The sequence below is a fragment of the Enterococcus sp. DIV1368b genome (assembly GCF_050529595.1).
GTDB lineage: Bacteria > Bacillota > Bacilli > Lactobacillales > Enterococcaceae > Enterococcus_B > Enterococcus_B mundtii.
Window position 1 is genome coordinate 3,161,548 of the sequence record NZ_CP172883.1, and the last position, 24,539, is coordinate 3,186,086.

Sequence of the window (24,539 nt, forward strand, 5' to 3'; positions counted from 1 at the left end):
CGATAGAAGTCCAATCAAGAAAAATAAGCAATTGAACTTATTAAAAAACTCATTCAACGCGGTGTTCTCGGTTTGTATTACTTACATTTTTACTTCAATATCCAGTTTTCAATGAACAAGTATATAACAACATACGTTGTTAATGGAGCCTAGCGGGATCGAACCGCTGACCTCCTGCGTGCAAAGCAGGCGCTCTCCCAGCTGAGCTAAGGCCCCGGGTTACATTTTGAGTAGACCTCTCAAAACTGAACAAAGTATCGACAAACGTGTGTAGTCTCCGTAATATTCCTTAGAAAGGAGGTGATCCAGCCGCACCTTCCGATACGGCTACCTTGTTACGACTTCACCCCAATCATCTATCCCACCTTAGGCGGCTGGCTCCAAAAAGGTTACCTCACCGACTTCGGGTGTTACAAACTCTCGTGGTGTGACGGGCGGTGTGTACAAGGCCCGGGAACGTATTCACCGCGGCGTGCTGATCCGCGATTACTAGCGATTCCGGCTTCATGTAGGCGAGTTGCAGCCTACAATCCGAACTGAGAGAAGCTTTAAGAGATTAGCTTAGCCTCGCGACTTCGCGACTCGTTGTACTTCCCATTGTAGCACGTGTGTAGCCCAGGTCATAAGGGGCATGATGATTTGACGTCATCCCCACCTTCCTCCGGTTTGTCACCGGCAGTCTTGCTAGAGTGCCCAACTAAATGATGGCAACTAACAATAAGGGTTGCGCTCGTTGCGGGACTTAACCCAACATCTCACGACACGAGCTGACGACAACCATGCACCACCTGTCACTTTGCCCCCGAAGGGGAAGCTCTATCTCTAGAGTGGTCAAAGGATGTCAAGACCTGGTAAGGTTCTTCGCGTTGCTTCGAATTAAACCACATGCTCCACCGCTTGTGCGGGCCCCCGTCAATTCCTTTGAGTTTCAACCTTGCGGTCGTACTCCCCAGGCGGAGTGCTTAATGCGTTAGCTGCAGCACTGAAGGGCGGAAACCCTCCAACACTTAGCACTCATCGTTTACGGCGTGGACTACCAGGGTATCTAATCCTGTTTGCTCCCCACGCTTTCGAGCCTCAGCGTCAGTTACAGACCAGAGAGCCGCCTTCGCCACTGGTGTTCCTCCATATATCTACGCATTTCACCGCTACACATGGAATTCCACTCTCCTCTTCTGCACTCAAGTCTCCCAGTTTCCAATGACCCTCCCCGGTTGAGCCGGGGGCTTTCACATCAGACTTAAGAAACCGCCTGCGCTCGCTTTACGCCCAATAAATCCGGACAACGCTTGCCACCTACGTATTACCGCGGCTGCTGGCACGTAGTTAGCCGTGGCTTTCTGGTTAGATACCGTCAAGGGGTGAACAGTTACTCTCACCCTTGTTCTTCTCTAACAACAGAGTTTTACGATCCGAAAACCTTCTTCACTCACGCGGCGTTGCTCGGTCAGACTTTCGTCCATTGCCGAAGATTCCCTACTGCTGCCTCCCGTAGGAGTTTGGGCCGTGTCTCAGTCCCAATGTGGCCGATCACCCTCTCAGGTCGGCTATGCATCGTGGCCTTGGTGAGCCGTTACCTCACCAACTAGCTAATGCACCGCGGGTCCATCCATCAGCGGCACCGTAAAGCGCCTTTCAAAACGAAACCATGCGGTTTCGATTGTTATACGGTATTAGCACCTGTTTCCAAGTGTTATCCCCTTCTGATGGGCAGGTTACCCACGTGTTACTCACCCGTTCGCCACTCCTCTTTTCCCGGTGGAGCAAGCTCCGGTGGGAAAAGAAGCGTTCGACTTGCATGTATTAGGCACGCCGCCAGCGTTCGTCCTGAGCCAGGATCAAACTCTCATAAATAAAAGTTAGAACAATCTTTCGATTGTTAAGCTCAATTGTTTGCTAGCATATTGCTTGCTTGTTAAAAATGTTTGTTGTCTTGAATTGAATCAAGACGCCCTACACATTTGGTTTGTCTTACTTTGTTCAGTTTTCAAAGGTCTACGTGATAAATGAAACACAACTGTCTCAACTTATCGTTTGTGATTGCCGTAGCAACTTTTATATCTTAGCAAACTCTCAAATGATTGTCAACTATTTTTTAAAAGTTTTTCGAACTCTTTTTTCACGAGGTCGTTTTAGCAACTCACTTATAATAACTTGTTGTTTGTTATTTGTCAATCACTTTTTTTGTCTTTTTCTTTGCGAAACTAACTTCAATCAGTGAATCACCCAAAAGCAACTTCGTTATCTTATCATGTGTCAACAAACATGTCAATCACTAATTTTAAGAATCGATTTGTTTGTTTTCCGTTCTTTCGAACAAATAATAATATACCAACATCAATTTTGAAAGTCAACTAAAAAAAGGCTGATTTATCAACATTTTTAAGAGAGTCGATCATTAAAAACAGGAAGCACAAAATCATTCGTTTTTTACGTGTTTTTTCTCCTATTTAAACTAGTTTCACTATGATAATGTTCATCTTTTCATTTGCTTGATCAAATTTCTTTTTTCATACTATTATTGTGTAAGTGTTCTCAATTTATTACTTCGTTTAAATGATGTTTCTCCTTGATTTAAATCACTTTCTATTTTTGACTCCTCTTTTATCTTAGATTTCCCCCCTTCTCCCCCCTCTTCTTCTAAAATTTTCCTTAACAAAGCGCTGCTTTTATCTATTTATCTTTTTTTTTGCTAAAATATTAAGAGTAAACACATTAATCGATGGAGGATCTATTTATGAAAATATTAATCGCAGATGACGACAAGGAAATTGTTGAATTACTTAGTATCTACGTACACAATGAAGGCTACGAAGCAGTAAAAGCCTATGATGGAAAAGAAGCATTATCAAAAGTACGAACAATCCCTGATATTGAATTACTTATTCTAGACATCATGATGCCTGAAATGGATGGCATGCAAGTGGTCAAAGAATTAAGAAAAGAATCACAAATCCCTATCATTATGTTAACAGCGAAAACGACTGATATGGATAAAATCAAAGGGTTAGTTGCTGGTGCAGATGATTATGTGACGAAACCATTTAATCCTCTTGAGGTAATGGCTCGTGTGAAATCTTTGTTACGTCGCACAAAAATGCAAGTGACGCCGGATCAACCGGATGTCCTAGAAGTAAATGCCTTGATCATCAATAAAGACTCACATGAAGTCAAAACAATCGATGGAAAAGAAATCCAACTGACTGCCTTAGAATTTGGTATTCTATATCTTCTTGCAAGTCATCCTAACCATGTATTCAGTGCAGATGAAATCTTTGAGCGTGTCTGGAAACAAGAAAGTATTGTCTCTGCTAAAACAGTAATGGTTCATGTTAGTCATTTAAGAGACAAGATCGAAGAAGCAACAGGTGGAGAAAAAGTCATTCAAACCGTTTGGGGAGTGGGCTATAAAATTGATGCAAGATAAAAAAGTGATCGAAAAACGACGCCGGATCAATCTGACATCTAAAGAAATCAGTGAATTATTAGCAGAAGGAATCATTACGATCATCCTTCTGCTTCTATTGAATGTAGCGATGTTGGTCATTATCAGTTCGATCATCAGTAGTTCACCTTCTTTGACAAATGCTATTTGGGATTCTAAAAATATTTTTGCCCAGCGTTTAGATAGTGATTTGTTTTGGAATGGTCGAAACTTTATTTTTCCTGTTTTCTTTCTATTAGATGTTGGTGTATTATACTGGCGATTGATTCGTCGCTACCGACAAATGCAATTACGACATATTATTAGCGAATTACATTATATCGCTAATGGCAATTATGACCATCGTATCCCTTTCGAATTAAGTGGCGATCTTAGTCGTGTAGTCAAAAGTATCAATGGCTTAGTGGATAGTACGGTGGCGGCGATTGAAGATGAACGTAAAATTGAAAAATCAAAAGACGAACTGATTACAAACGTCAGTCATGATATTCGCACACCTTTAACATCAATTATTGGCTATTTAGGTCTTATTGAAGATGGTCAGTACCAAACAGAAGAAGATTTGTTGAAATATACCCATACTGCTTATGTCAAAGCGAAACAAATGAAATCATTGGTAGAAGATTTGTTCGAGTATACCAAGGTACGTCAGCCGGCGGTTCCTGTGAATTTTTCTGCATTTGATTTGATCCAATTGATTGAACAATTAGCAGCTGATTTTGAACTAGAAGCTTCTAAAAAGGATATCCAAATTTTTGTTGAATCTCCAATCAATTCACTGATCATGGATGGTGATACCGAAAAGTTAGTTCGCGTATTCAATAATTTATTAACGAATGCCCTAAAATATGGCAAAGGAGCTACTAAAATCATCATTGAAATTGAACAACTTGGTTCAGAAGTCATCGTTGTTGTCAAAAACAATGGTACCATGATTCCCCAACAAGCCATTGACAATCTATTTGATCGATTTTACCGCGTGGAAGAATCCCGTTCACAAGAAACTGGCGGAACAGGGCTTGGTCTAGCCATTGCACAAAGTATCGTAGCATTACATGGTGGCTATATCTATGCGAAGTCAGATCAAGATTGGACGTCTTTTATCATGCATTTCCCGCTTAAAAAAAATGAAAAGTTAGTCGGCAATCTGACAGAACATATTGACGGAAACTAAATTTTTCGCTATTCTTAGGATACAAATAAAAGAAAACAGTGAACCCAGTACATTTTATTTTTTTCAAGAGAGCTGATGGTTGGTGCAAATCAGTAAAAAATAATTTCGAAGTTCCAGTTCACCTATTGTGCCTTTCGAAATAAGAAAGGTCGGTAACAGCCGTTATCTGTTTACAAGTGCAGTCTCAGTAGACTGAACTTGGGTGGTACCGCGAAACTCAAACCAGTTCGTCCCAAGATATTTCTTTGGATGAGCTGGTTTTTTTTATACAAAAAAGGAGGAAAAGAAATGTTAGATATTAAAATGATCCGTCAAAATGTTGATTATGTACAAGAAAAATTAACGTCACGTGGCGTTAAAAAAGAAATCTTAGCGGAGTTTGTGGAGTTAGATGAATCTCGTAGAAAATTGTTGGTTGAAAGTGAAGAATTGAAAAAATATCGTAATGATGTATCTGCTGAAATTGCCCAATTAAAGCGTAATAAAGAAGATGCAACTGCGAAGATCGCTGAAATGAAAGAAGTCGGTGGGAAAATCAAAGCACTAGATGAAGAAGTTGCACAAGTTGATGAAAAATTACAACAAATCGCTACAACTCTCCCAAATTTGCCTCATGACACTGTGCCGGTGGGTAAAGATGAAGAGGATAACGTGGAAGCTCGTCGTTGGAGTGAACCTCGTCAATTTGCTTTTGAACCAAAACCTCACTGGGAAATTGCTGAAAATCTAGGTATTCTTGATTTTGAACGTGGGGCAAAAGTATCAGGAAGCCGCTTTGTTTACTATAAAGGATTAGGTGCTCGCTTAGAACGTGCCCTTTATAATTTTATGTTAGATCAACACGTCTATGAACATGGCTATACTGAAATGATGACACCTTATGCTGTCAACAGCCAAGCCATGTTTGGTACTGGTCAATTTCCTAAATTTAAAGAAGATGTTTTCCAATTAGCTGATACAGATTTAACCTTGATCCCAACAGCCGAAGTTCCTTTAACAAACTACTACAGCAATGAAATCTTAGCAAAAGAAGATTTACCTGTTTACTTCACTGCACTTAGCCCAGCATTCCGTTCAGAAGCAGGTAGTGCCGGTCGTGATACTCGTGGATTGATTCGTCTTCATCAGTTCAATAAAGTAGAAATGGTGAAATTCGCTGATGCAGAACATTCATATGAAGAACTTGAAAAAATGACCGCTGACGCAGAGGACATTTTGAAGAAACTACACTTACCTTACCGTGTTATGACATTATCAACTGGAGATATGGGCTTCTCAGCAGCGAAAACGTACGATTTAGAAGTATGGATTCCTGCACAAGATACGTATCGTGAAATCAGTTCTTGCTCAAACTGTGAAGATTTCCAAGCGCGCCGTGCGATGATCCGTTACCGAGATGCTGATGGAAAAATCCATTATGCACATACATTAAATGGTTCTGGTTTAGCAGTTGGCCGTACGGTTGCTGCCATCCTTGAAAACTATCAAAATGAAGATGGTTCAGTCACAGTTCCAGAAGTACTCGTGCCTTACATGGGGAACCTAAAAGTAATCAAATAAACAATAAAGCAGCTAAGTGATTCGTTGGCACGAATTGCTTAGCTGCTTTTTTATGATCAAAAAGTTTGATTATGATTCTACAGAATAGTTTGGTGCTTCTTTCGTAATTTGTACATCATGCGGATGAGATTCTTTCAGCCCACTGCCACTCATTTGAATGAACTGTGCATCATCTCTTAATTGTTTTAGGTTTGCTGATCCAACATAACCCATCCCTGATTTTAAACCACCAATCATTTGGAAGAGAATGTCTGCCACGCTTCCTTTGTACGCTACGCGGCCTTCAATACCTTCTGGCACTAACTTATTGGCTTCATTCGTGCCACCTTGGAAGTAACGGTCTTTTGATCCTTTTTCCATGGCGCCTAATGAACCCATTCCACGGTACGTCTTGAAACGACGACCTTGATAGATTTCAAATTCACCTGGAGATTCATCAGTACCTGCCAACATACTACCTAACATGACCGCATGTCCACCCGCTGCTAAAGCTTTGACGATATCACCAGAATATTTAATCCCACCATCTGCAATAATGGTTTTTCCATATTGGCGTGCAACTGAAGCTGCATCGTAAATAGCTGTTAATTGAGGAACACCCACACCAGCAACCACACGTGTCGTACAAATCGAACCTGGTCCGATACCTACTTTCACCACGTCAACACCTACATCGTATAAAGCTTTTGTTGCTTCTGCTGTTGCTACATTACCAGCAATCAATGTTGCATCTTTAAATGTGGTACGAATTTCTTGGATTTTACGGATCACACCTGCGCTATGTCCATGCGCCGTATCAATGACAATGGCATCTGCGCCAGCATCAAGTAAAGCTTGTGCACGTTCAAATGTGTCGCTAGTGACACCAACTGCGGCAGCTACCAACAAACGACCATGTTCATCTTTTGCTGCATTTGGAAACTCGATCACTTTTTCGATATCTTTGATCGTGATCAAACCACTTAATCGGCCTGCATCATCAACGATCGGTAGTTTTTCGATTTTATGTTGTTGTAAGATTTTTTCTGCATCTTTTAGAGAAGTGCCTACTGGGGCTGTTACTAAGTTTTCTTTTGTCATGACTTCACTGATTTCGATATGGAAGTCTGTAACAAAACGCATATCACGGTTTGTAATGATTCCTACTAATTTGCGGTTTTCCAATGTTTCAACGATTGGCACACCACTGATACGGTATCTGCTCATCAATTCTTCAGCATCTGCGACCAAGTGTTGTGGTGTCAAGAAGAATGGGTCAATGATTACGCCACTTTCAGAACGTTTCACTTTACGTACTTCATCTGCTTGTTCGCTGATTGTCATGTTTTTATGGATGACACCTAGGCCACCCTGTCTTGCCATAGCAATCGCCATTTTGCTGTCAGTAACTGTATCCATACTTGCACTGATGATAGGAATATTCAATTTGATATTTTTTGCTAATTGTACACTCATATCCACTTCGTTTGGTAACACGTGACTTTCTGCTGGTATCAATAAGACATCATCAAAAGTAAATCCTTTTTTCGTGAACTTTGTTTCCCAGTTGGACATTTTTAGTACCACTCCTCTTGTTTAGTTTATCTACTAAAATAATCGATTTTCTTTTGTAAGTCAACAACTTCTACTAATCCCTTGTTTTTTCTAAGGAACTACTCAGTGAATCCTAAAAAAAGAGCGTACTAGCATAATGAAGCGTCTCCTAATATTTGATCAAAATCAAATGTTAGTTAGCGCTTTCGTCTTACACTGCACGTTCTTTTTTCTTACTCAATATTTTTACTAAACTGAAACGAGTACACTTCAAGAAAGAAAAGATGCGATTCACTTTTTAAACATTTGCTTCGATCGATTCTTTGATCTTTTCAATCTCATTCAAATAATATAGTTTATAGGGAATGCTTAAGCCTTTTTTCTTCGTCTCTTCGTCAAGATACTTTTCATCGACATCTGTATACACAAATAAATCAGCAGTTAGTGTCTCCGGCTTTCTTGTAATATAGCTAATGAAATCCAGCTCGATTTCTGGCCCTAAAACAGACCGCATTTCTTTTTGAAACTTTCTTCCATGCCCAAGAATAAATTGTCCAGTTTTGATTCCGGCATAACCAAACAGAGGCACTCCGTCAGCATTGATAGTAAATATCCATTTGACTTTTTTCATATTCATTCACCCCTCCTCGTTTAACTATCTTGCTCAACATGTTTTTTAATATCAGTGATTGTCTCTTTTCTTTGATAGTAACACTATTTTTTATAATAATAAAAAATAATCTTTCAATCTCATGATTGCCTTTGTGAGATGGATAGAAGATAAAAAAAAGAATGTGCCAGCATGACGCTACACATTCTTTTTTTATTTATCTTCTCGTAAGTCACATAATTTCTAGGTCCAATGAACTATCTTCTTGGAACAGAAAGACTGCCAACGATGCCATATTTTTTCTTTAAGTAGTAACGCAACGCAAGAGCCGCTGCACCGATGATGATGATCACCACTGGATCTAATAATGGGTTAACAATTGGTGGCAATAAGGTTGTTGCTGAAAAAGCAATGACCCAGATCAATGTCGTTCCACCTAGAATCAACAAGGTTTTACCCATCCCTGGTTTTTTACTGCGATCAGCACCTGGATACTCGTATTGGTAAATATACTTGTACATCAAGTAAAAGACCCATCCACCAATAGCTGAACCTAGTACAAGTGTGGTGATTCCATAAGCAGGCGTTGTTTCACGTGAAAACAATCCAGTGATTGCGATCATGACACTCAATAATCCGAGTAAGAGTAATGTATTGTCCAACCACATCAACGTTGGCGTCGAAGAAGTTTTCACTTCAACCGGTTTATTGATGATTGCTTCTGTTCTTTCAGATACCGTTCCAAATAATTGGCGGGCTGTTTTCCCACCTTTTTGTTCGGATACTAAAACGGGTAACATCTCATGCAAAGCCGTTACTTTTTCTTCTTCTGATAAATTCGCTGCTTCTAGCGACTTCTTTAAGTCAAAAATATATTGTTGATTACGTTTTGTTAGTTGTTCTTCTAACTGCGCATTTTCTTTTACGATTTCGCGTAACTGTTCTGCTTCCATTATTTTACAGTCCTCCTTAGACGCTGACGGTTGTCACAAAAGACATTTTAACATATCACATACACCGTATGATAGCCTTTTTATACATTAAAACGGAATAACATAACGTCGCCATCTTGAACGACATAGTCTTTCCCTTCTAATCGTACACGTCCTGCTTCTTTCGCTGCGTGCATCGTTCCGTATTGGTCTAAATCTTCAAATGAGACTGTTTCTGCACGGATAAAGCCACGTTCAAAATCGGTATGGATGATTCCTGCAGCTTGTGGCGCTTTGATTCCTTTTTTGAACGTCCACGCACGAACTTCTTGTTCACCTGCTGTAAAGTATGTTGCTAATCCTAATAGGTCATACGCCGCACGAATCAATTGATCCAACCCTGACTCTTCAATGCCTAATGCTTCAAGAAACTCTGCTTTATCTTCGTCGTCCAGCTCAGCAATTTCTTCTTCTGCTCTGGCGCTAACGACAATAACTTCTGCGTTTTCTTCTGCAGCAAAATTGCGGACTGCTTGAACATATTCATTCGCATCTGCATTTGCTACTTCATCTTCTGCCACATTCGCAACATACAAGATCGGTTTTGTTGTTAACAAGAATAAAGATTTAACGATTTTTTGTTCTTCTTCTGTAAATTCGATCGAACGTGCTGAACGTCCATCTTCTAATACTGGTTTGATTTTCTCCAACACCGCTAATTCAGCGACTGCATCTTTATCTTTTGTTTTTGCAATTTTTGCCACACGTGTATAGCGCTTCGTCACTGACTCTAAATCTGCTAAGACAAGCTCTAGATTGATCGTATCAATATCTGCTAAAGGATCGACGCGTCCTTCTACGTGTGTGATGTTGTCATCGTCAAAACAACGAACAACATGACAGATTGCATCTACTTGGCGAATATGACTTAAAAATTGGTTTCCTAATCCTTCACCTTTACTTGCACCCTTAACGATTCCAGCAATGTCTGTAAATTCAAAGGTTGTTGGTACAGTTTTCTTTGGTTTTACTAATTCTGTTAAACGTTGTAAACGCCAATCAGGTACTTCAACCATTCCAATATTTGGATCAATAGTCGCAAAAGGATAGTTGGCAGCCTCTGCTCCCGCCTTTGTAATTGCATTGAACAAAGTTGATTTTCCTACGTTGGGTAAACCCACAATTCCAGCAGTTAATGCCATAAATTCATTCACTCTTTCTCTACATTTTTTTCAAGTACTTTTTTCATTTTTTTCTCAAATTCTCGACGGGTCATCATCACGATATGACCGCAATTCATACATTTGATTTTGATATCAGCGCCCATTCGGATGATTTCCCAACGGTTCGTTTGACAAGCATGAGGTTTTTTCATTTCTACGATATCATGTAAGTCGTACATAACATAGCCTCCCTCTGTTTATTCTTCATCAAATTGAATATTTAGAATATCAAGAATTCTAGTTAAATCATTTTGTGAAAGATATTCGATTTCGATTTTACCTTTCCCATTCTTTTCTTGGATGGCGACACTTGTTCCAAATTTATCCATCAAGCGATCTTCACTCTCACGGATATAATACGGTTTTTCCTTCGCTAAACGTGGAATTTTTTTCTTTTCTTGCCCATCATTTTGATTCAGCTCGGAAACGATCTGCTCTAATTGTCGAACCGTTAGATTTTCTGTTACGACACGATTGGCTAATTTTAATATCAATTGTTTATTTTTTAATCCAAGTAACGTACGAGCTTGTCCCATAGATAATCGTTGATCTTGGACCATTTCTTTCACTAAATCAGGCAATGTCAATAAACGCAAATAGTTTGCGATATAAGGACGACTTTTCCCTAAACGACTTGCGACTTCAGCTTGTGTCAACTTTAAGTTCTTCATCAACATCTCATAAGCTTCTGCTTCTTCTAAAGGATTCAAGTCTTCACGTTGTAAGTTTTCTAAAACTGCAACTTGCATCATCGCTTCTTCGTCGAAATCCCTGACAATTGCAGGAATTGTTTCTTTGCCAGCTAACTTAGACGCTCGGAAACGACGTTCACCTGCGATGATCTCATACCCTTTCACCGATGAACGACGAACAATGATCGGTTGAAAGACACCGGAGTACTCGATCGAGTTCGCTAATTCTTGCAATGATACTTCTTCAAATGTTTTACGTGGTTGATACGGATTAGGACGCAATTCGTTTAGTGGCAACTGAATAACAGTTTCATCTTTCACGTTGACTGTTTCTAAATTTTCCAAATCTTGAAACAGCGCGTCGATTCCCCGACCTAGTCCTTTACTTTTCTTCACGATCGACCACTTCCTTTGCTAATGCTTGATACACTTCAGCGCCTCTGGAACGCGGATCATAATCAATGATAGGTTTTCCATGACTTGGTGCTTCTGACAAACGAATGTTTCGAGGAATCACTGTGTCATACACTTTTTCACGGAAATACTTCCGTACTTCTTCTACCACTTCATTCCCTAGATTCGTTCGAGCGTCATACATCGTCAATAATACCCCTTCGATTTCCAATTCAGGGTTGAAGTGTTTTTGTACCAAGCGAACAGTATTCAGTAGTTGACTTAACCCTTCTAACGCATAGTACTCACACTGCACAGGGATCAAAATCGAATCACTTGCAGTAAATGAGTTGATGGTTAGATGACCTAAAGATGGCGGGCAATCAATTAAAATGTAGTCATACTGATCGTTGACTTCAGCCAGTGAACTTTTTAAACGTGATTCTCTTGCCATCATTGAGGTTAATTCAATCTCCGCTCCCGCTAATTGAAGAGTGGCAGGCACAATACTCAAGTTTTCATGTTCAGTAGCAATTGTCGCTTCAGCAATTGGTAACTCATTGACTAATACATCATAAATATCTTGTGTCACATCAGGTTTACGAATGCCTACTCCGCTAGTGGCATTTCCTTGTGCATCCATATCTACTAGCAACACTTGTTTACCTAAACTTGCTAAACAAGCACCTAGATTTACAGTTGTCGTTGTTTTACCAACGCCGCCTTTTTGATTTGCAACGGATATAATTTGTGCCATCTCTTCTCCTCCTACTTGATTGGTTGCTTATTCGGCAACCCAGGTTTTCTTGGATACTTCTTCGGTGTTGGTTTCTTTTTCTGTATGATCAGAATGTGGCGTTTGTCCGAGATTTTAGGTAGTTCGATTGCTTGCTCACCAATAAATTTACCACCTAATTGCGCAATCGCTGGTTTCGCTTCTGCCAATTCTTCTTCACTTTTCGCAGCTTTCAGTGCATAGAAATAACCCTCTTGTTTCACTAATGGTAAACACAGTTCCGTCAATACATTCAAACGTGCCACTGCACGAGCAGTCACAAAATCAAATGATGCACGGAATTGCGGATTTTGTCCAAATGTTTCTGCACGATCATGGTAAAGAGACGCATCGATTTCTAATTGATTCGTTAACTCAGTTAAAAAAGTGATTCGCTTATTCAAGGAATCAACAATCGTTATTTGTAACTCAGGAAAAGCAATTTTTAAAGGAATACTTGGGAACCCAGCTCCTGAGCCGACGTCACATAAAGTCAGGCCAGTTGAAAAATCAACATCAAATGCCAACGTCAATGAATCATAAAAGTGTTTTAAGTAAACTTCTTCTCGATCAGTGATCGCCGTCAAATTCATTTTTTCATTCCACTCCACTAATAAATGAAAATAACGGTCAAACTGCGCCATTTGCTTATCCGATAAATGAATGTCTTTTTCTGCCAAGACTTGGCGAAATTCTTCTGGTGTCATAATTTGTCCTTTCATTGTGAAACAGCTAATTGTTTCACAGAATCTCTTCCTACTTTAACGCAAAATGAGTCGAGTTGCAATCTTTCTATATATAAATTTAAAGGAGGTTATGCCAAATTTGGAAGTAGGTAAATCCTACGTCTAAAATAAAAAAATAATCAACCCCCGAACAACACAAAAAGAGTGTTCTGCCCATTGCTCACACTCCTTTATTTTCTATTATTTAGTTAGACAACAGTCACTTCTCAATTGGGCTTTTATCGATCGTTCACTTTTATAGCAAGTGTTAGAACAATTGATTCGCTAATTCTTTGTCACGTGCCACCATTTCATTGATTTTTTGGGTAATTTCATCGGCGAGTGTTTGAAACTGTTCTGACATCTGATCAATTTGGCGGATCTTATCTCTAAATTCCTGTGTCGGTTCATCGACGATCTCCCATTTCGTACAACCAACTTCGGCTAATGTTTCAATCACCTCGTTATAGGTCAAATGGGGCGTATAATTGCGTATTCTTCCCAACCAGTCATTCCATAAGTCTTCCAACCCGGTGATCCCGTTTTGGTAAATCACACGAACATTTCCCATTGCCTCGTCAAATTTACTAGCAGCCGTCCGTACTACAGCTAATGCTTGGCTATCCTCTAAATAAATTTTTTCTGACCGAGAAAGTCCGTCGCCACTTGCAGTCAGCTTCTGCCGTAACTCTTTTAATGTCAAGAATTCTTTGATTTGAACCTTGAGCCACTCATTTTCTTCTTTCAAACGCTTGATTTCATCTAGCGTATGCTCACCACTGACTGCTAGTAATTTGATCATTGCTTCGTTTTCCAAAAGTGTTTGTTGCCACAAAGTTGGGGCTAACAAGATACTTCCATTACCATCTACGTATACAATGATCTGGTCATGCTTATCGATATAATTTCCCTCTTCATCTGTTCTGAATTGATCCAGCGAATGTCCAAATGTTTCCCAGCCCGAATTGTCGATTCCAAAACTATTGATTGGAAGCATCCCTTTCCCACCAGTGAAAAGCCCACTCGTGACGACATCCGAAGTGTCGTAGATATTGATCAGGGTACCGTTGTGATTATCAAATAATGCTTGTGCAAGCCCTGGTCCTGCCGCGCCGTACGTCACACTGTCATAACCATTGAGCCCTGCGACAAAAAGAGCTTTAGCGCCACCTAATGAGTGCCCTGTCGTTGAGATCGTATAGCCAGCTGATTTGGGATACTGCTTTTCAATTTCACAGGCATAGTTTAAAGCGGAGACAAATGCGCCATCTGGATGTTTATTACTTCGACCAATTTCCTCAAGGTTAGTATGCCAATCTTTGAGCGAAGTCGTGCCAGCATAGGCAATCGTCAGGTTTTTGGTGATGACGGAGTCGGGGAAGCCATTGACTTTCTTTAGCTCTTCATCATCAAATGTCTTATACCGATCCTTAAGTTCAGCAACAACCATTGCCTGCGTACTGTTTTTCTTTGGTTTAGATTCATTACCTATTTTATCTTTATCTGTATTTAAAGTTCCTATAACGATATGGTTTGTTCCAAGAGGTTTATCGCCATAATTTACCTTGCCACTTTCTAATTGATATATAAATTCAGATAAGTATCTATTTTGATCCATTAATTTATTCCTCCTGTATAATAAACAATTTGATCATCTGAGATATCAATCCCTTTTTCTTCCTTTCTTTCATTAATAAAATAAGGTCCTTGACCTCTGCCACTAGTTATTCTGTAAATAAACTTATCTGTTTCTGCAGATCTTGTGTTTAACAATACTTCTTCTTGATAAACATCATTAACTGTGAAATAGATGACTAATGAATTCATCGGACTAACCGAATATCCAGTAAATTCTATCTTCTCAATATCCGAATACTCTCTGATACTCAACATTTTTTCTAAATATTCTTCCGTTGTTATTCCTTCTTCTTTTTGATATTCTTCTACGATTTCCTTTTGTTTCTCACTATCTCTCGTATAAATTCGATAGTTATTGTACACATAATTCGCCAGATCTTTCTGTATTTCCAGCAATTCTTGGTGATCTTCTTCCCTTTTATCCATATGCATCTTCCCTCCGACTCCTCCTAAAATAATGATTACTAACACACCTAACCAATGCCGTTTTTTCATAGATCCTCCTTTCAGTTAGCTACTATTTTTGTCAATGCTTCACAATAAGATACGTATACTTCATTTTATTCTGCGATCACATTTCAATATCAAGTTATTTTATGTATACTTATAGAGAGAAAGACAAGGGTTGTGACGTATGTTCATCTATACAGCTCATCTCAATTTATTATAACAAAAATAAGGAGGTTTTTTAGATCGGAATAAAAATAAAATTGTTATTTTTTAAATTTTTAATGCTGCTTTCTTGCCTGTTTTTTTCTCGTTGGTTTTTCATGCGTTATCTCTATTATTATTCTATTACGCTTTTTCCACCATCTGGCCCTGTCGATTTTTGGGTTCCTTTCTTCTTAGTGATAATTATTGCACTCTCCCTTTATGTCAGTCTACAGTGTGTTTTTACTAGAAAAATCTATCGGGAATGGCTAATATTTTTTTCTTTTCTCTATCTCTCTTTTCTCATTTATTTACTTTTCTTGAAAAATATTGGGATACGAGGCGTAGAATTTCAATTATTTTCATGGGTGAAGGATTTGATTTATGGTGATCCAATGATTGTGCTGTTTAATATTTTACTGTTTCTACCTCTAGGCTGGTTTTTACCATTAAGTTGGAAGAATACTATCTTAGTCATTTCATCTGTCATAGGCATTGAATGGATCCAATATTTCTTTTACCTAGGCATCTTTGATTTAGGGGATGTTTTTGTAAATACTTGTGGGTTTCTTATTGGTGCATGTATAAATAGGTGGCTGATCATTCGATTGGATATTCAGGTTTCTTCTTTTTTACATAAGTGATTTACTCTATGTTCTTGCTAATGAAAAAACAGCCGACGAATCAATCATTCGTCAGCTGTTTTTTTATTTAGTGCTTTATTTAAGCAGATGTTTCCACTTTCACGATTTTGCCTAGGTCAAACAAAAAAGCCGGACGCATCCGACTTTTTTAGGTGCATACCGAAGTAATACACCGCTATTTAGTATACTCATGATACCACGAGCAATATACAGAGTAAAGCAAAAAAATTCTAACCATTTGAAATATACTCTTTTAGCCCCGCTATTTTCTTTCTAGCATCTGTTCCTAGTATTTCACTGTAGGCTTTCATTGGAATAGAGGCATATAGAAGTTCTCTCTTTTTATCAAACTGTGATACCACACGGCTCAGTTCTGTTTTTGTTGTATATTGCTTCTTCATTAAAAATATAAGCAACACTAAAAAATCTACTATGCTTTCAAAATCAATGTTTTTAATCCCTGTAGAATTTTCTAAATATTTTATAAGTTGAGAAGAAAAGTTGCTGTTGTTAAATCTGCAATCAAAAATCATAGAATTATGCATTGTTGCATTTCTAATACCTGTTAAACAGAAAATTATATTTTCTAACATTCTACCATTCTGATTAAAACCAGTATGATGCATATTCATATCTTGAGTAAATTCAATTCTATATGAAATATTCATACAAGAGATAAAATTTCCAAACTCACCCATAGTTATTACTTCAAAGTATGCCCATAATGGAAGTGGTTTACTGCTATGGAAAAAATGCTGAATACATGGATGTCCTTTAGAGTAGTTATACGCAATAGTACTGTCTATTTTGTTACGTAACTCCAATTTTTTATTTAAATATTTTTTATATTCTTTATTCCCTACAGGTTTTGCCTCATAATCATTTAATTTATTTTGATAAATACTTTCCATATCAGAATTGTTATCCTTAACTAAATAATCAATTAAACGATTTTTTAATGAGGTTTCAATTCGTACTAGTAATGGATAAAATATCGTTTTTACTTCTATATCAAAATCATAGATAGCTTTCACTTCCTGAAAATTATTATAATTTTGTAAATTAGAACTCTTTTTTATGTATCTACTCGCCTTGTAGCCATGATAATATCCCATGTTTAATAGTGCTTGTTTCTCAGTGCTTCCATTGATCTCTACTCCATGAGAATTTCTAATATGTCTCATTAAACCATCAGTACTTTTTCCTTTTTCTACCACTCACTACAACTTCTTTAGATTTAAATTGTTAGAATATTATAGCATTCGGCTTTACTCCTTTACAATGTAGTCATGTCATCATTGGTCAGTTAGCACCTGTATTGTAAAATTATCCATCATTATTTTTTTATTTATTAAGGCGTATCTGAAAACTCATAAAAATACACCCAATTAGCTCATTCACAGTTAATAGAAATGTGAATATGCAATAAAAGCTAACAAAAAAAGGAACTTCCACTACAAAGGCTACCTTGATAAAGTAGCTAGGAAGTTCCCTAAATATGAAAATAATCAAAGTCCATTGGTTTAGAAAGACCCATGCGACCTTGCTCTTTGAGGCTGGTGCACAAATAAAAGATAGACTAGAACATTCTTTACATGAATAGCTGAGAAATCGAGCCAGTCGACACGTTAATAATTCATTTAGTATCATGAATTATTAACGTGTCACTGCTTTACACTTCCACTTTCGCAATCTTCCCTTGTTCGATGTAGACCATCAAGATGCTTAGGTCTGCTGGATTGACACCGCTGATGCGGCTTGCTTGTGCGATGGTTTCTGGACGGATTTTTTGAAGCTTTTGTTTTGCTTCCGTTGCTAATCCGTTGATCGCAGCGTAGTCAATGTTTTCTGGGATGCGTTTGGCTTCCATCCGTTTTAGTTTTTCTACTTTTTCTAATGCTTTTTTGATGTATCCTTCGTATTTTAGTTGAATTTCAACTTGTTCGATTTCTTTACGTGTTAACTCCGCATTTTCTGGAATAAATCGTAATAGATCGGCATAGGTGATTTCTGGACGACGCAAGAAATCACTTGCTAGCACACCATCTTTTAATGGTGCAGCATTTAATTCTGCTAAAAAGGCTTGGACTTCTGCTGTCGGTTTGATACGAACGTTCATCAAACGTTTGATTTCTTGTTCAACTGCTGCTTTCTTTTTCAAGTAAGCAGCGTATTGATCTTCTTTTACTAAACCGATCTGGTGACCCATTTCTGTTAGGCGTAGATCAGCATTATCATGACGAAGAAGTAAACGATATTCTGCCCGGGATGTCAGTAAGCGATAAGGTTCATTCGTTCCTTTTGTGACTAAATCATCGATCATGACACCGATATAGCCGTCACTACGTTTGATGACTAATGGCTCTTTTCCTTGAACCTTCAACGCTGCATTGATTCCTGCAATCAGCCCTTGTCCCGCTGCTTCTTCATATCCACTTGTCCCATTGGTTTGACCGGCCGTATAAAGATTTTCTACGACTTTCGTTTCTAATGTTGGACGCAACTGGTGTGGTTCGACCACATCGTACTCAATGGCATAGCCCGTACGCATCATTTCTGCTTTTTCTAATCCAGCAATCGAATGCAACATATCCACTTGGACGTCTTCTGGAAGTGAAGTTGAAAGCCCTTGAACATACACTTCTTCTGTATTCAATCCTTCTGGTTCTAAAAAGAGTTGATGACGTGGTTTGTCTGCAAAACGGACGATTTTGTCTTCAATTGAAGGACAGTAACGTGCGCCGACGCCTTCAACGATTCCTGTAAACATTGGTGCGCGGTGCAGATTATCACGAATGATTTGATGGGTCGTTTCACCTGTATAAGTCAACCAACAAGGTTCTTGTTCTAAGTTATAGGCACTGTCCGGTGTGGCAAAGCTAAAATGATTTGGCTCCTTGTCTCCCGGTTGTTCTTCTGTGACAGAGTAATCGATCGTACTTGATTTCACACGTGGAGGCGTTCCGGTTTTAAAACGATCAATGGCAAAACCTAATTCTTTTAAGTGATTGGCTAAACCAATTGATGGTTGTGAGTTATTCGGACCAGACGAATATTTTAATTCACCGATAATAATCTCACCACGTAATGCGGTACCCGCAGTGATAACGACTGCTTTTGAACGATAACTTGCACCAGTTGAAGTCACTACACCACGACAAACCCCATCTTCAACGATCAATTCTTCAACGATTCCTTGTCTTAATGTCAAATTCTCTTCTTTTTCGATCGTATGTTTCATTTCACTGGCGTAGGCATGCTTATCTGCTTGCGCACGTAACGCTCGAACAGCAGGTCCCTTCCCAGTGTTCAACATTCTCATTTGAATGTATGTCTTATCAATATTTTTACCCATTTCGCCGCCTAGTGCATCAATTTCACGTACGACAACGCCTTTGGCTGGACCACCGACGGAAGGGTTACATGGCATAAATGCTACCATATCTAAATTGATCGTTAACAGTAACGTTTTTGTCCCCATGCGTGCAGCAGCCAAAGCGGCTTCTGAACCAGCATGTCCTGCACCGACAACGATCACATCATATTCTTCTGCTTGATAATGATTCAAGAACTGTTCCTCCTTTATTTTCCAAGACAAAATTGACTAAACAATTGTGTGATCAATTCATCTTGAACACTATCTCCTACGACTTCACCAAGGTAATCCCAGCAGCGAGTCATATCCATTTGAACGAGATCAACAGGCATACCCGCATCGATTCCTGCGATCACTTCTTGCAAAGAGATGGCCGCTTTTTCGAGCAAGGCAATATGACGGGTATTGGATACATAAGTTGCATCTCTTTCACCAGTTTGCCCACCAAAGAACAACTCAGAGATGGCCGTTTCTAATCGGTCCAATCCTTCATTATTGGCAACCGAAACAGCGAATACTGGTTCATCCTCGATCAATGATAAAAGCTTGTCTTCCTCTAATTGTTTCGGTAAATCAGTTTTATTCAATAGAATGATCCGTTTCAATCCTTTTGTTGCTTCCAACAACTGTTCATCTTCAATCGTCAACGGCTCGCTTTGATTCAAGACAAGTAAGATTAATTCAGATTCTGCCAAGGCTTTACGACTACGAGCCACACCGATTTGTTCCACGATATCTTCTGTTTCCCGAATACCAGCTGTGTCGATTAGTTTCAACGGTACGCCACGAACATTGACGTATTCTTCAATCACATCTCTTGTCGTTCCCGCAATATCCGTTACGATGGCTTTTTCTTCTCGTAATAAATGGTTCAGTAAGCTTGATTTCCCAACATTGGGGCGACCAATAATCGCTGTACTTAACCCTTCTCGCAAGACCTTGCCTTGTTGTGATGTTGCTAAAAGAACTTCGATACGTTTTTGGATCATCTGCGCTTTTTCTAATAGAAGTTTTGTCGTCAATTCTTCAACATCATCATATTCAGGGTAGTCGATATTCACTTCCACTTGTGCTAATGTCTCTAAAATCTCTTGTCGAAGGGAACGGATCAATGCAGACAGATTCCCATCTAATTGGTTCAACGCGACACCCATCGCCTTGTCTGTTTTCGCACGGATCAGATCCATGACTGCTTCAGCTTGGGATAAATCAACACGTCCATTTAGAAAGGCACGCTTTGTAAATTCTCCTGGCTCTGCTAAACGTGCGCCTTCTCTTAATAGAAGCTGTAAAATTTGATTGACGACAACGATGCCCCCATGACAATTGATTTCTACAACATCTTCTCGGGTAAATGTTCGTGGTGCGCGCATGACGGATACCATGACTTCATCGACTAATTGTTCACTTTTGGGATCGACGATATGCCCATAGTGAATCGTATGACTAGGAACATCTAACAACTGTTTATTGCCACTTTGATAGACTTTATTGGCAATGGTCAGCGCTTGATCACCGCTTAATCGCACAATACTTATCGCCCCTTCACCCGGTGGTGTAGAGATTGCTGCAATCGTATCAAATTCTAAGGTTATTTCAGCCATTTTTTCACTTCCTTTTTCATTTTACGCACAAAAAAAGTGCCCACTTCACCCTTTGCAATAAATGGTGAACTTCGCACTTTGACTGCTTGTTCTGTTTAAATTCTGGTCATAGACTATCATATCTAATTCTAGTAATCAAGCTTTTTTGTTTATTTTTAAGAGAGTAACGAATCATTCTTAAACTTTTTCTGCACAGGTGCCTTTTGACTGGATGTCCCATCAGATAACACTCTATAGAAGTAAATCTACTCTTATACCTTTATCTTTGTGGCAAAAAACGTTACACTTAAATGGTAGCGGTACCTACATACTTTTTCTTTACCGAAAGGAGCAAAAATTATGGCCCAATTTAAGCCTAGTGCAGTAGACGGAGTAGATGATCCACGAATCAATGAAGTGGTGTTATCGACAGGGAATATCAATCAAAAATATATCGTCAGAGATATCGTATTTGTCGCAGAATGTATCGAAGGGGACTTATTCGACCCTACATTCAATAGTGATGACATGTTCTTGACAACAAAACAAAAATTAAAAAAGAAAGTGCTAGATTATGGCGCAAATGCAGTCATCAATTGTCACTTTGAATATCAACAAAAACCCCGAGATGGCAAACAGATCATCGAACTTTTTGCTTACGGTACCGTGATCCAATTTGTCCAGACAACGATTGGCTGATCACAAAAAAACGTGCAGAGCTTTCGCTCTGCACGTTTTTTCTACCAAAGTAAAGACTACCATCGTATACTCCGATAAGAATGATTTCTAATAAAATATACTTTGTTTGGAAAAGTTTGTCAATCTGATCGCAAGATTTTGGGTGCTTCTCTTCGTAATCGCTATTTGGCTGGTTCGACAACTAAGTAACGATATGGTTCATCACCTTCTGAGTGGGTTTGTACTCCGTCATGTTTACTTAACGCCGCGTGAATTTGTTTGCGTTCAAACGCAGGCATCGGTTCTAAAAATACAGGCTGTCCTGTACGCAAGACTTTTTCTGCGGTGCGCTCAGCTAAACGTTGGATGATCTCTTGTCGTTTTTCACGATAGTTGCCTACGTTTACCACGACAGAGAGTTTATTACCGGCTACTCGATGAATGAACACTTGCGCCAAATATTGCAAAGCATTTAACGTTTTTCCATGTTTGCCGATCAACAGACCTTGTTTATCCGTTTCTAAATGGAAGACGATCAAATTCGCTTCTCGTGTCATTTTTACTACAGCTGGTGCATTTAGTTGCTGGGAGATCTCAGTGAGATAGGTTGCTAATTCCGATAAAGCTGCGTCGTCACCTAATTCACTTTTTTCTTCAATCAATTCCTCAGGTTCGATTTCACCCGTATTTTCTGTTTGAACAGATGTTTCTTCCAACACTTCTTCTACGGTTTCTTCAATCGTTTCAGAGACAACTTCGCTGATATTCGGTTCGATTGAAAGTTTGGCATTTCTTTTTCCCATTCCGAGAAATCCTTTTTTTCCTTCATTAAGTATCTCAATAGCGACTTGCTCTTTTGCTAGTCCTAACTCATTCAATCCAATTTCAACAGCTTCATCTACGGTTGCAGCTTCATAAATCGGCATTTGCATTCCCTCCCTTATTTTTTACGTTTTTTCTTAGGACTTTGTGCCTTACGCAAAGCACGTTCTTTTTCACGGATACGTTGTGCTTCTTCTTCACGCTCACGTTTGATTTTAAATGGATTATTGATCAATAGCGTTTGGAACACTTGGAAAGCATTTGATACTACCCAGTATAGTGAAAGTCCACTGGCTAAATTGACCCCCATAACTAAGATCATCACTGGCATCGCAAAATTCATGACTTTCAATGAAGCATTCGATTCCACTTGGCTCATGCTTGATAAATACGTACTTGCAAATGTAAAGATGGCAGCCAACACTGGTAAAATAAAGGTTGGGTCAGCGTTCCCTAGGTTCAACCATAAGAAGTGACCTTGACTCAACGCAGGAACACGAGAAATTGATTGCCATAAAGCCATTAAGATTGGCATTTGTACTAATAAGGGCAAACAACCTGCATATGGATTTACACCATTTTCAGCATATAACCGTTGTTGTGCTTCTCTTAACTTACTTTGTGTTTCAGGATCTTTTGAACTATATTCTTGTTGGATCGCTTTTAGTTTTGGTTGAAGTTCTTGGGTCTTACGCATACTTTTTGTTTGGAAATGCATTAATGGTAATAAAATTACGCGAATGATGATCGTGAATAAAATGATCCCGATCCCAACATTTCCAAATGACAATGCTTTAATCGCTTCTGCAAAATAATAAACAATGTAGCGATCCCAAATTCCTGTACTTTGTGCGCTGACTTCTCCAGTTCCACAACCGGATAAGACGATGATCAGACCGACAAGTCCGGCCATCAAAAGTAAACGTTTGTATTTCTTCACTTACTCTTTTCCTCTCTGTCGATTATTTTTGCAAGCTTTAAGACATGGACTAAGTTGGAGCGAATCTCATCGTAAGTCAGTCCTTTGATGCTTGGTCTAGCAATCACAATAAAATCTAATTCCGGCTCGATCTCTTCTTTCAATGAATAGATCGCCGCACGGATTTTTCGTTTTACTTCATTGCGACATACAGCGTTTCCGACTTTCTTACCTACAGATAAGCCAACACGAAAATGCGGTTGTTCCTTCTTTTCTAAACGGTACACGACAAACTTACGGTTAGCAAAGGAAGCGCCGGTTTGAAACACCGCTTGGAACTCTCGTTCTTTTTTCACTCGATACGCTTTTTTCATTCGTTTTCTTTCCTTTTCTATCTCTCACTTACGCTCCCAATCATACCATATTTCCTATAAGTCTTTCACCTTTTCCTCTAAAAAAGGGCATAAAAAAAACCACTGTAACCCCAGTGGTCTAAGCTGAAAGAACTTTTCTTCCTTTACGACGACGGCTAGCTAAAACACGACGTCCATTTTTAGTACTCATACGTTTACGGAATCCGTGAACTTTTTGACGTTTACGTTTATTTGGTTGGTATGTTCTTTTCATCTTGTTCCACCTCCAGAAATTCTTATCTACATGTACATGAATTAAACACAGACATACTTTGATAGTATAACGAGTACTTAGGTGATTTGTCAATATAAAAAAAAGCTTTTATTCGAAAATAATTCTCTCATTTTATCCACAACGGTATTTTTCGCGCTGTGTTTTCAATGTGGATAAAGTTATACACAGAAGTTTTCCACAGTAATTTACCCTTAGTTTTTACACAGAATAAACACCTGAAAATAAGTAATCCACAATTTCATAAATTCCTGTGGATTGATTTCTGTAAGTATTGTCATTATTACTTTTTTTATCCACAACCCACTGGGTAAATCTCTAGTTTTACACCACTTATCCACCTGTTGATTACTCTTGTGGATATCTTTTTTTCCTCTCTGTGTTTTTCTTCTTTTTTTTTCTTCTGGATAATGTGGATAATTGTTATAAAAAATTTTTTTCTTTTCTTTCTGTGGAAAACTTTTGTAAAAAATGCTAAATTAGTACTAGCTATTTACTTTTAATGAAGGAGGAGGCCTTGT

The 24,539-nt window shown here is 38.8% G+C and carries 22 protein-coding genes, 1 tRNA gene, 1 rRNA gene, 1 pseudogene and 1 other annotated feature; of the genes and pseudogenes, 6 read left to right on the plus strand and 19 right to left on the minus strand.

The window, feature by feature from the left end; genetic code table 11:
* Positions 1–143: 143 nt before the first annotated feature.
* Together IGJ19_RS14470 and IGJ19_RS14475 are read right to left on the minus strand one after the other, a co-directional pair.
* A tRNA-Ala gene (locus IGJ19_RS14470) sits at positions 144–216 on the minus strand.
* Between the two features lie 77 nt (positions 217–293).
* Positions 294–1,854 (minus strand): 16S ribosomal RNA (locus IGJ19_RS14475).
* 883 nt (positions 1,855–2,737) lie between these two features.
* Here IGJ19_RS14475 and IGJ19_RS14480 point away from each other — a divergent pair.
* The 3 genes from IGJ19_RS14480 to serS all read left to right on the plus strand — a co-directional run bounded on the left by IGJ19_RS14480 (position 2,738) and on the right by serS (position 6,179).
* Positions 2,738–3,427 carry a response regulator transcription factor gene (locus tag IGJ19_RS14480; RefSeq protein ID WP_010734587.1) on the plus strand — a complete coding sequence of 230 codons (690 nt, stop codon included), beginning with the start codon at positions 2,738–2,740 and terminating at the stop codon, positions 3,425–3,427.
* A complete protein-coding gene (locus tag IGJ19_RS14485; protein WP_176285327.1) occupies positions 3,414–4,619 on the plus strand; it encodes a sensor histidine kinase in 1,206 nt (401 codons plus the stop codon). The genes IGJ19_RS14480 and IGJ19_RS14485 overlap by 14 nt, the downstream gene beginning before the upstream one ends.
* Before the next feature lie 25 nt (positions 4,620–4,644).
* Positions 4,645–4,857: a binding site (T-box leader), on the plus strand.
* Between the two features lie 50 nt (positions 4,858–4,907).
* Entirely contained in the window at positions 4,908–6,179 is a 1,272-nt protein-coding gene (serS, locus tag IGJ19_RS14490) for a serine--tRNA ligase (protein ID WP_074801145.1), read from the plus strand.
* Between the two features lie 69 nt (positions 6,180–6,248).
* Here serS and guaB read toward each other — a convergent pair whose 3' ends face one another.
* The 10 genes from guaB to IGJ19_RS14540 form a co-directional block, all read right to left on the minus strand.
* Positions 6,249–7,733, minus strand: a complete 1,485-nt coding sequence (gene guaB / locus IGJ19_RS14495) for an IMP dehydrogenase (protein ID WP_010734584.1) — start codon at positions 7,731–7,733, stop codon at positions 6,249–6,251.
* Between the two features lie 277 nt (positions 7,734–8,010).
* Positions 8,011–8,349 carry a hypothetical protein gene (locus tag IGJ19_RS14500; protein ID WP_430604259.1) on the minus strand — a complete coding sequence of 113 codons (339 nt, stop codon included), beginning with the start codon at positions 8,347–8,349 and terminating at the stop codon, positions 8,011–8,013.
* Between the two features lie 230 nt (positions 8,350–8,579).
* Positions 8,580–9,275: a DUF1129 domain-containing protein gene (locus IGJ19_RS14505; RefSeq protein WP_019722878.1), complete on the minus strand. Its 696-nt coding sequence runs from the start codon at positions 9,273–9,275 to the stop codon at positions 8,580–8,582.
* Between the two features lie 80 nt (positions 9,276–9,355).
* Entirely contained in the window at positions 9,356–10,456 is a 1,101-nt protein-coding gene (ychF, locus tag IGJ19_RS14510; RefSeq protein ID WP_010734581.1) for a redox-regulated ATPase YchF, read from the minus strand.
* 8 nt (positions 10,457–10,464) lie between these two features.
* On the minus strand, positions 10,465–10,656 hold the full coding sequence (locus IGJ19_RS14515) for a DUF951 domain-containing protein (RefSeq protein WP_010734580.1): 192 nt from the start codon (positions 10,654–10,656) through the stop codon (positions 10,465–10,467).
* 18 nt (positions 10,657–10,674) lie between these two features.
* Positions 10,675–11,565 carry a ParB/RepB/Spo0J family partition protein gene (locus IGJ19_RS14520; RefSeq protein ID WP_010734579.1) on the minus strand — a complete coding sequence of 297 codons (891 nt, stop codon included), beginning with the start codon at positions 11,563–11,565 and terminating at the stop codon, positions 10,675–10,677.
* Positions 11,552–12,319 (minus strand): ParA family protein, encoded by a 768-nt coding sequence (locus IGJ19_RS14525; RefSeq protein ID WP_010734578.1) that lies wholly within the window; start codon positions 12,317–12,319, stop codon positions 11,552–11,554. The genes IGJ19_RS14520 and IGJ19_RS14525 overlap by 14 nt, the downstream gene beginning before the upstream one ends.
* Before the next feature lie 11 nt (positions 12,320–12,330).
* On the minus strand, positions 12,331–13,044 hold the full coding sequence (rsmG, locus tag IGJ19_RS14530) for a 16S rRNA (guanine(527)-N(7))-methyltransferase RsmG (protein WP_010734577.1): 714 nt from the start codon (positions 13,042–13,044) through the stop codon (positions 12,331–12,333).
* A 286-nt stretch (positions 13,045–13,330) separates the two neighbouring features.
* Entirely contained in the window at positions 13,331–14,680 is a 1,350-nt protein-coding gene (locus IGJ19_RS14535; protein ID WP_430604260.1) for a lipase family protein, read from the minus strand.
* Positions 14,680–15,195, minus strand: a complete 516-nt coding sequence (locus IGJ19_RS14540; RefSeq protein WP_071867657.1) for a hypothetical protein — start codon at positions 15,193–15,195, stop codon at positions 14,680–14,682. The genes IGJ19_RS14535 and IGJ19_RS14540 overlap by 1 nt, the downstream gene beginning before the upstream one ends.
* A 275-nt stretch (positions 15,196–15,470) precedes the next feature.
* Here IGJ19_RS14540 and IGJ19_RS14545 point away from each other — a divergent pair, with 275 nt between their 5' ends.
* Positions 15,471–15,995, plus strand: coding sequence for a VanZ family protein (locus tag IGJ19_RS14545; RefSeq protein WP_430604574.1), 525 nt, complete (start codon positions 15,471–15,473; stop codon positions 15,993–15,995).
* Between the two features lie 230 nt (positions 15,996–16,225).
* On the opposite strand, the gene IGJ19_RS14550 is transcribed toward IGJ19_RS14545, so the two are convergent.
* Positions 16,226–17,212, minus strand: coding sequence for an Abi family protein (locus IGJ19_RS14550; protein ID WP_233433743.1), 987 nt, complete (start codon positions 17,210–17,212; stop codon positions 16,226–16,228).
* A 208-nt stretch (positions 17,213–17,420) separates the two neighbouring features.
* On the opposite strand from IGJ19_RS14550, the pseudogene IGJ19_RS14555 reads away from it, so the two are divergent.
* Positions 17,421–17,586 (plus strand): annotated as a pseudogene (locus IGJ19_RS14555) (site-specific integrase); the annotation flags it as partial.
* A gap of 81 nt (positions 17,587–17,667) precedes the next feature.
* Here the strand turns inward: IGJ19_RS14555 and mnmG are convergent.
* The gene (gene mnmG, locus IGJ19_RS14560; RefSeq protein ID WP_142433327.1) at positions 17,668–19,563 is read right to left on the minus strand and encodes a tRNA uridine-5-carboxymethylaminomethyl(34) synthesis enzyme MnmG; all 1,896 of its coding nucleotides are present in this window, start codon (positions 19,561–19,563) and stop codon (positions 17,668–17,670) included.
* Positions 19,564–19,577: 14 nt separating this feature from the next.
* Complete coding sequence (gene mnmE, locus IGJ19_RS14565) at positions 19,578–20,975, minus strand: tRNA uridine-5-carboxymethylaminomethyl(34) synthesis GTPase MnmE (RefSeq protein WP_086335260.1); 1,398 nt, start codon at positions 20,973–20,975, stop codon at positions 19,578–19,580.
* Positions 20,976–21,314: 339 nt separating this feature from the next.
* Between mnmE and IGJ19_RS14570 the strand changes: the two genes are divergently transcribed.
* On the plus strand, positions 21,315–21,653 hold the full coding sequence (locus IGJ19_RS14570; protein ID WP_010734567.1) for a heavy metal-binding domain-containing protein: 339 nt from the start codon (positions 21,315–21,317) through the stop codon (positions 21,651–21,653).
* A 161-nt stretch (positions 21,654–21,814) separates the two neighbouring features.
* On the opposite strand, the gene jag is transcribed toward IGJ19_RS14570, so the two are convergent.
* From jag to rpmH, 4 genes are all read right to left on the minus strand, one after another.
* Complete coding sequence (gene jag, locus IGJ19_RS14575) at positions 21,815–22,558, minus strand: RNA-binding cell elongation regulator Jag/EloR (RefSeq protein ID WP_086335261.1); 744 nt, start codon at positions 22,556–22,558, stop codon at positions 21,815–21,817.
* Between the two features lie 14 nt (positions 22,559–22,572).
* Positions 22,573–23,394, minus strand: a complete 822-nt coding sequence (locus tag IGJ19_RS14580) for a YidC/Oxa1 family membrane protein insertase (RefSeq protein ID WP_010734565.1) — start codon at positions 23,392–23,394, stop codon at positions 22,573–22,575.
* Positions 23,391–23,747: a ribonuclease P protein component gene (gene rnpA / locus IGJ19_RS14585; protein ID WP_010734564.1), complete on the minus strand. Its 357-nt coding sequence runs from the start codon at positions 23,745–23,747 to the stop codon at positions 23,391–23,393. Before rnpA ends, IGJ19_RS14580 begins: the two co-directional genes overlap by 4 nt.
* A gap of 118 nt (positions 23,748–23,865) precedes the next feature.
* Complete coding sequence (gene rpmH / locus IGJ19_RS14590) at positions 23,866–24,000, minus strand: 50S ribosomal protein L34 (RefSeq protein ID WP_002293121.1); 135 nt, start codon at positions 23,998–24,000, stop codon at positions 23,866–23,868.
* Positions 24,001–24,539 lie beyond the last annotated feature (539 nt).

What these genes read in the sequence shown, in the direction of transcription:
- IGJ19_RS14525 (WP_010734578.1), bottom strand. Translation starts at nt 12,319, where the DNA reads ATGGCACAAATTATATCCGTTGCAAATCAAAAAGGCGGCGTTGGTAAA.
- ychF (WP_010734581.1), bottom strand. Translation starts at nt 10,456, where the DNA reads ATGGCATTAACTGCTGGAATTGTGGGTTTACCCAACGTAGGAAAATCA.
- IGJ19_RS14480 (WP_010734587.1), top strand. Translation starts at nt 2,738, where the DNA reads ATGAAAATATTAATCGCAGATGACGACAAGGAAATTGTTGAATTACTT.
- serS (WP_074801145.1), top strand. Translation starts at nt 4,908, where the DNA reads ATGTTAGATATTAAAATGATCCGTCAAAATGTTGATTATGTACAAGAA.
- guaB (WP_010734584.1), bottom strand. Translation starts at nt 7,733, where the DNA reads ATGTCCAACTGGGAAACAAAGTTCACGAAAAAAGGATTTACTTTTGAT.
- IGJ19_RS14535 (WP_430604260.1), bottom strand. Translation starts at nt 14,680, where the DNA reads ATGGATCAAAATAGATACTTATCTGAATTTATATATCAATTAGAAAGT.
- rpmH (WP_002293121.1), bottom strand. Translation starts at nt 24,000, where the DNA reads ATGAAAAGAACATACCAACCAAATAAACGTAAACGTCAAAAAGTTCAC.
- IGJ19_RS14545 (WP_430604574.1), top strand. Translation starts at nt 15,471, where the DNA reads ATGCGTTATCTCTATTATTATTCTATTACGCTTTTTCCACCATCTGGC.
- IGJ19_RS14570 (WP_010734567.1), top strand. Translation starts at nt 21,315, where the DNA reads ATGGCCCAATTTAAGCCTAGTGCAGTAGACGGAGTAGATGATCCACGA.
- IGJ19_RS14500 (WP_430604259.1), bottom strand. Translation starts at nt 8,349, where the DNA reads ATGAATATGAAAAAAGTCAAATGGATATTTACTATCAATGCTGACGGA.
- mnmE (WP_086335260.1), bottom strand. Translation starts at nt 20,975, where the DNA reads ATGGCTGAAATAACCTTAGAATTTGATACGATTGCAGCAATCTCTACA.
- jag (WP_086335261.1), bottom strand. Translation starts at nt 22,558, where the DNA reads ATGCCGATTTATGAAGCTGCAACCGTAGATGAAGCTGTTGAAATTGGA.
- IGJ19_RS14515 (WP_010734580.1), bottom strand. Translation starts at nt 10,656, where the DNA reads ATGTACGACTTACATGATATCGTAGAAATGAAAAAACCTCATGCTTGT.
- rnpA (WP_010734564.1), bottom strand. Translation starts at nt 23,747, where the DNA reads ATGAAAAAAGCGTATCGAGTGAAAAAAGAACGAGAGTTCCAAGCGGTG.
- rsmG (WP_010734577.1), bottom strand. Translation starts at nt 13,044, where the DNA reads ATGACACCAGAAGAATTTCGCCAAGTCTTGGCAGAAAAAGACATTCAT.
- IGJ19_RS14540 (WP_071867657.1), bottom strand. Translation starts at nt 15,195, where the DNA reads ATGAAAAAACGGCATTGGTTAGGTGTGTTAGTAATCATTATTTTAGGA.
- IGJ19_RS14505 (WP_019722878.1), bottom strand. Translation starts at nt 9,275, where the DNA reads ATGGAAGCAGAACAGTTACGCGAAATCGTAAAAGAAAATGCGCAGTTA.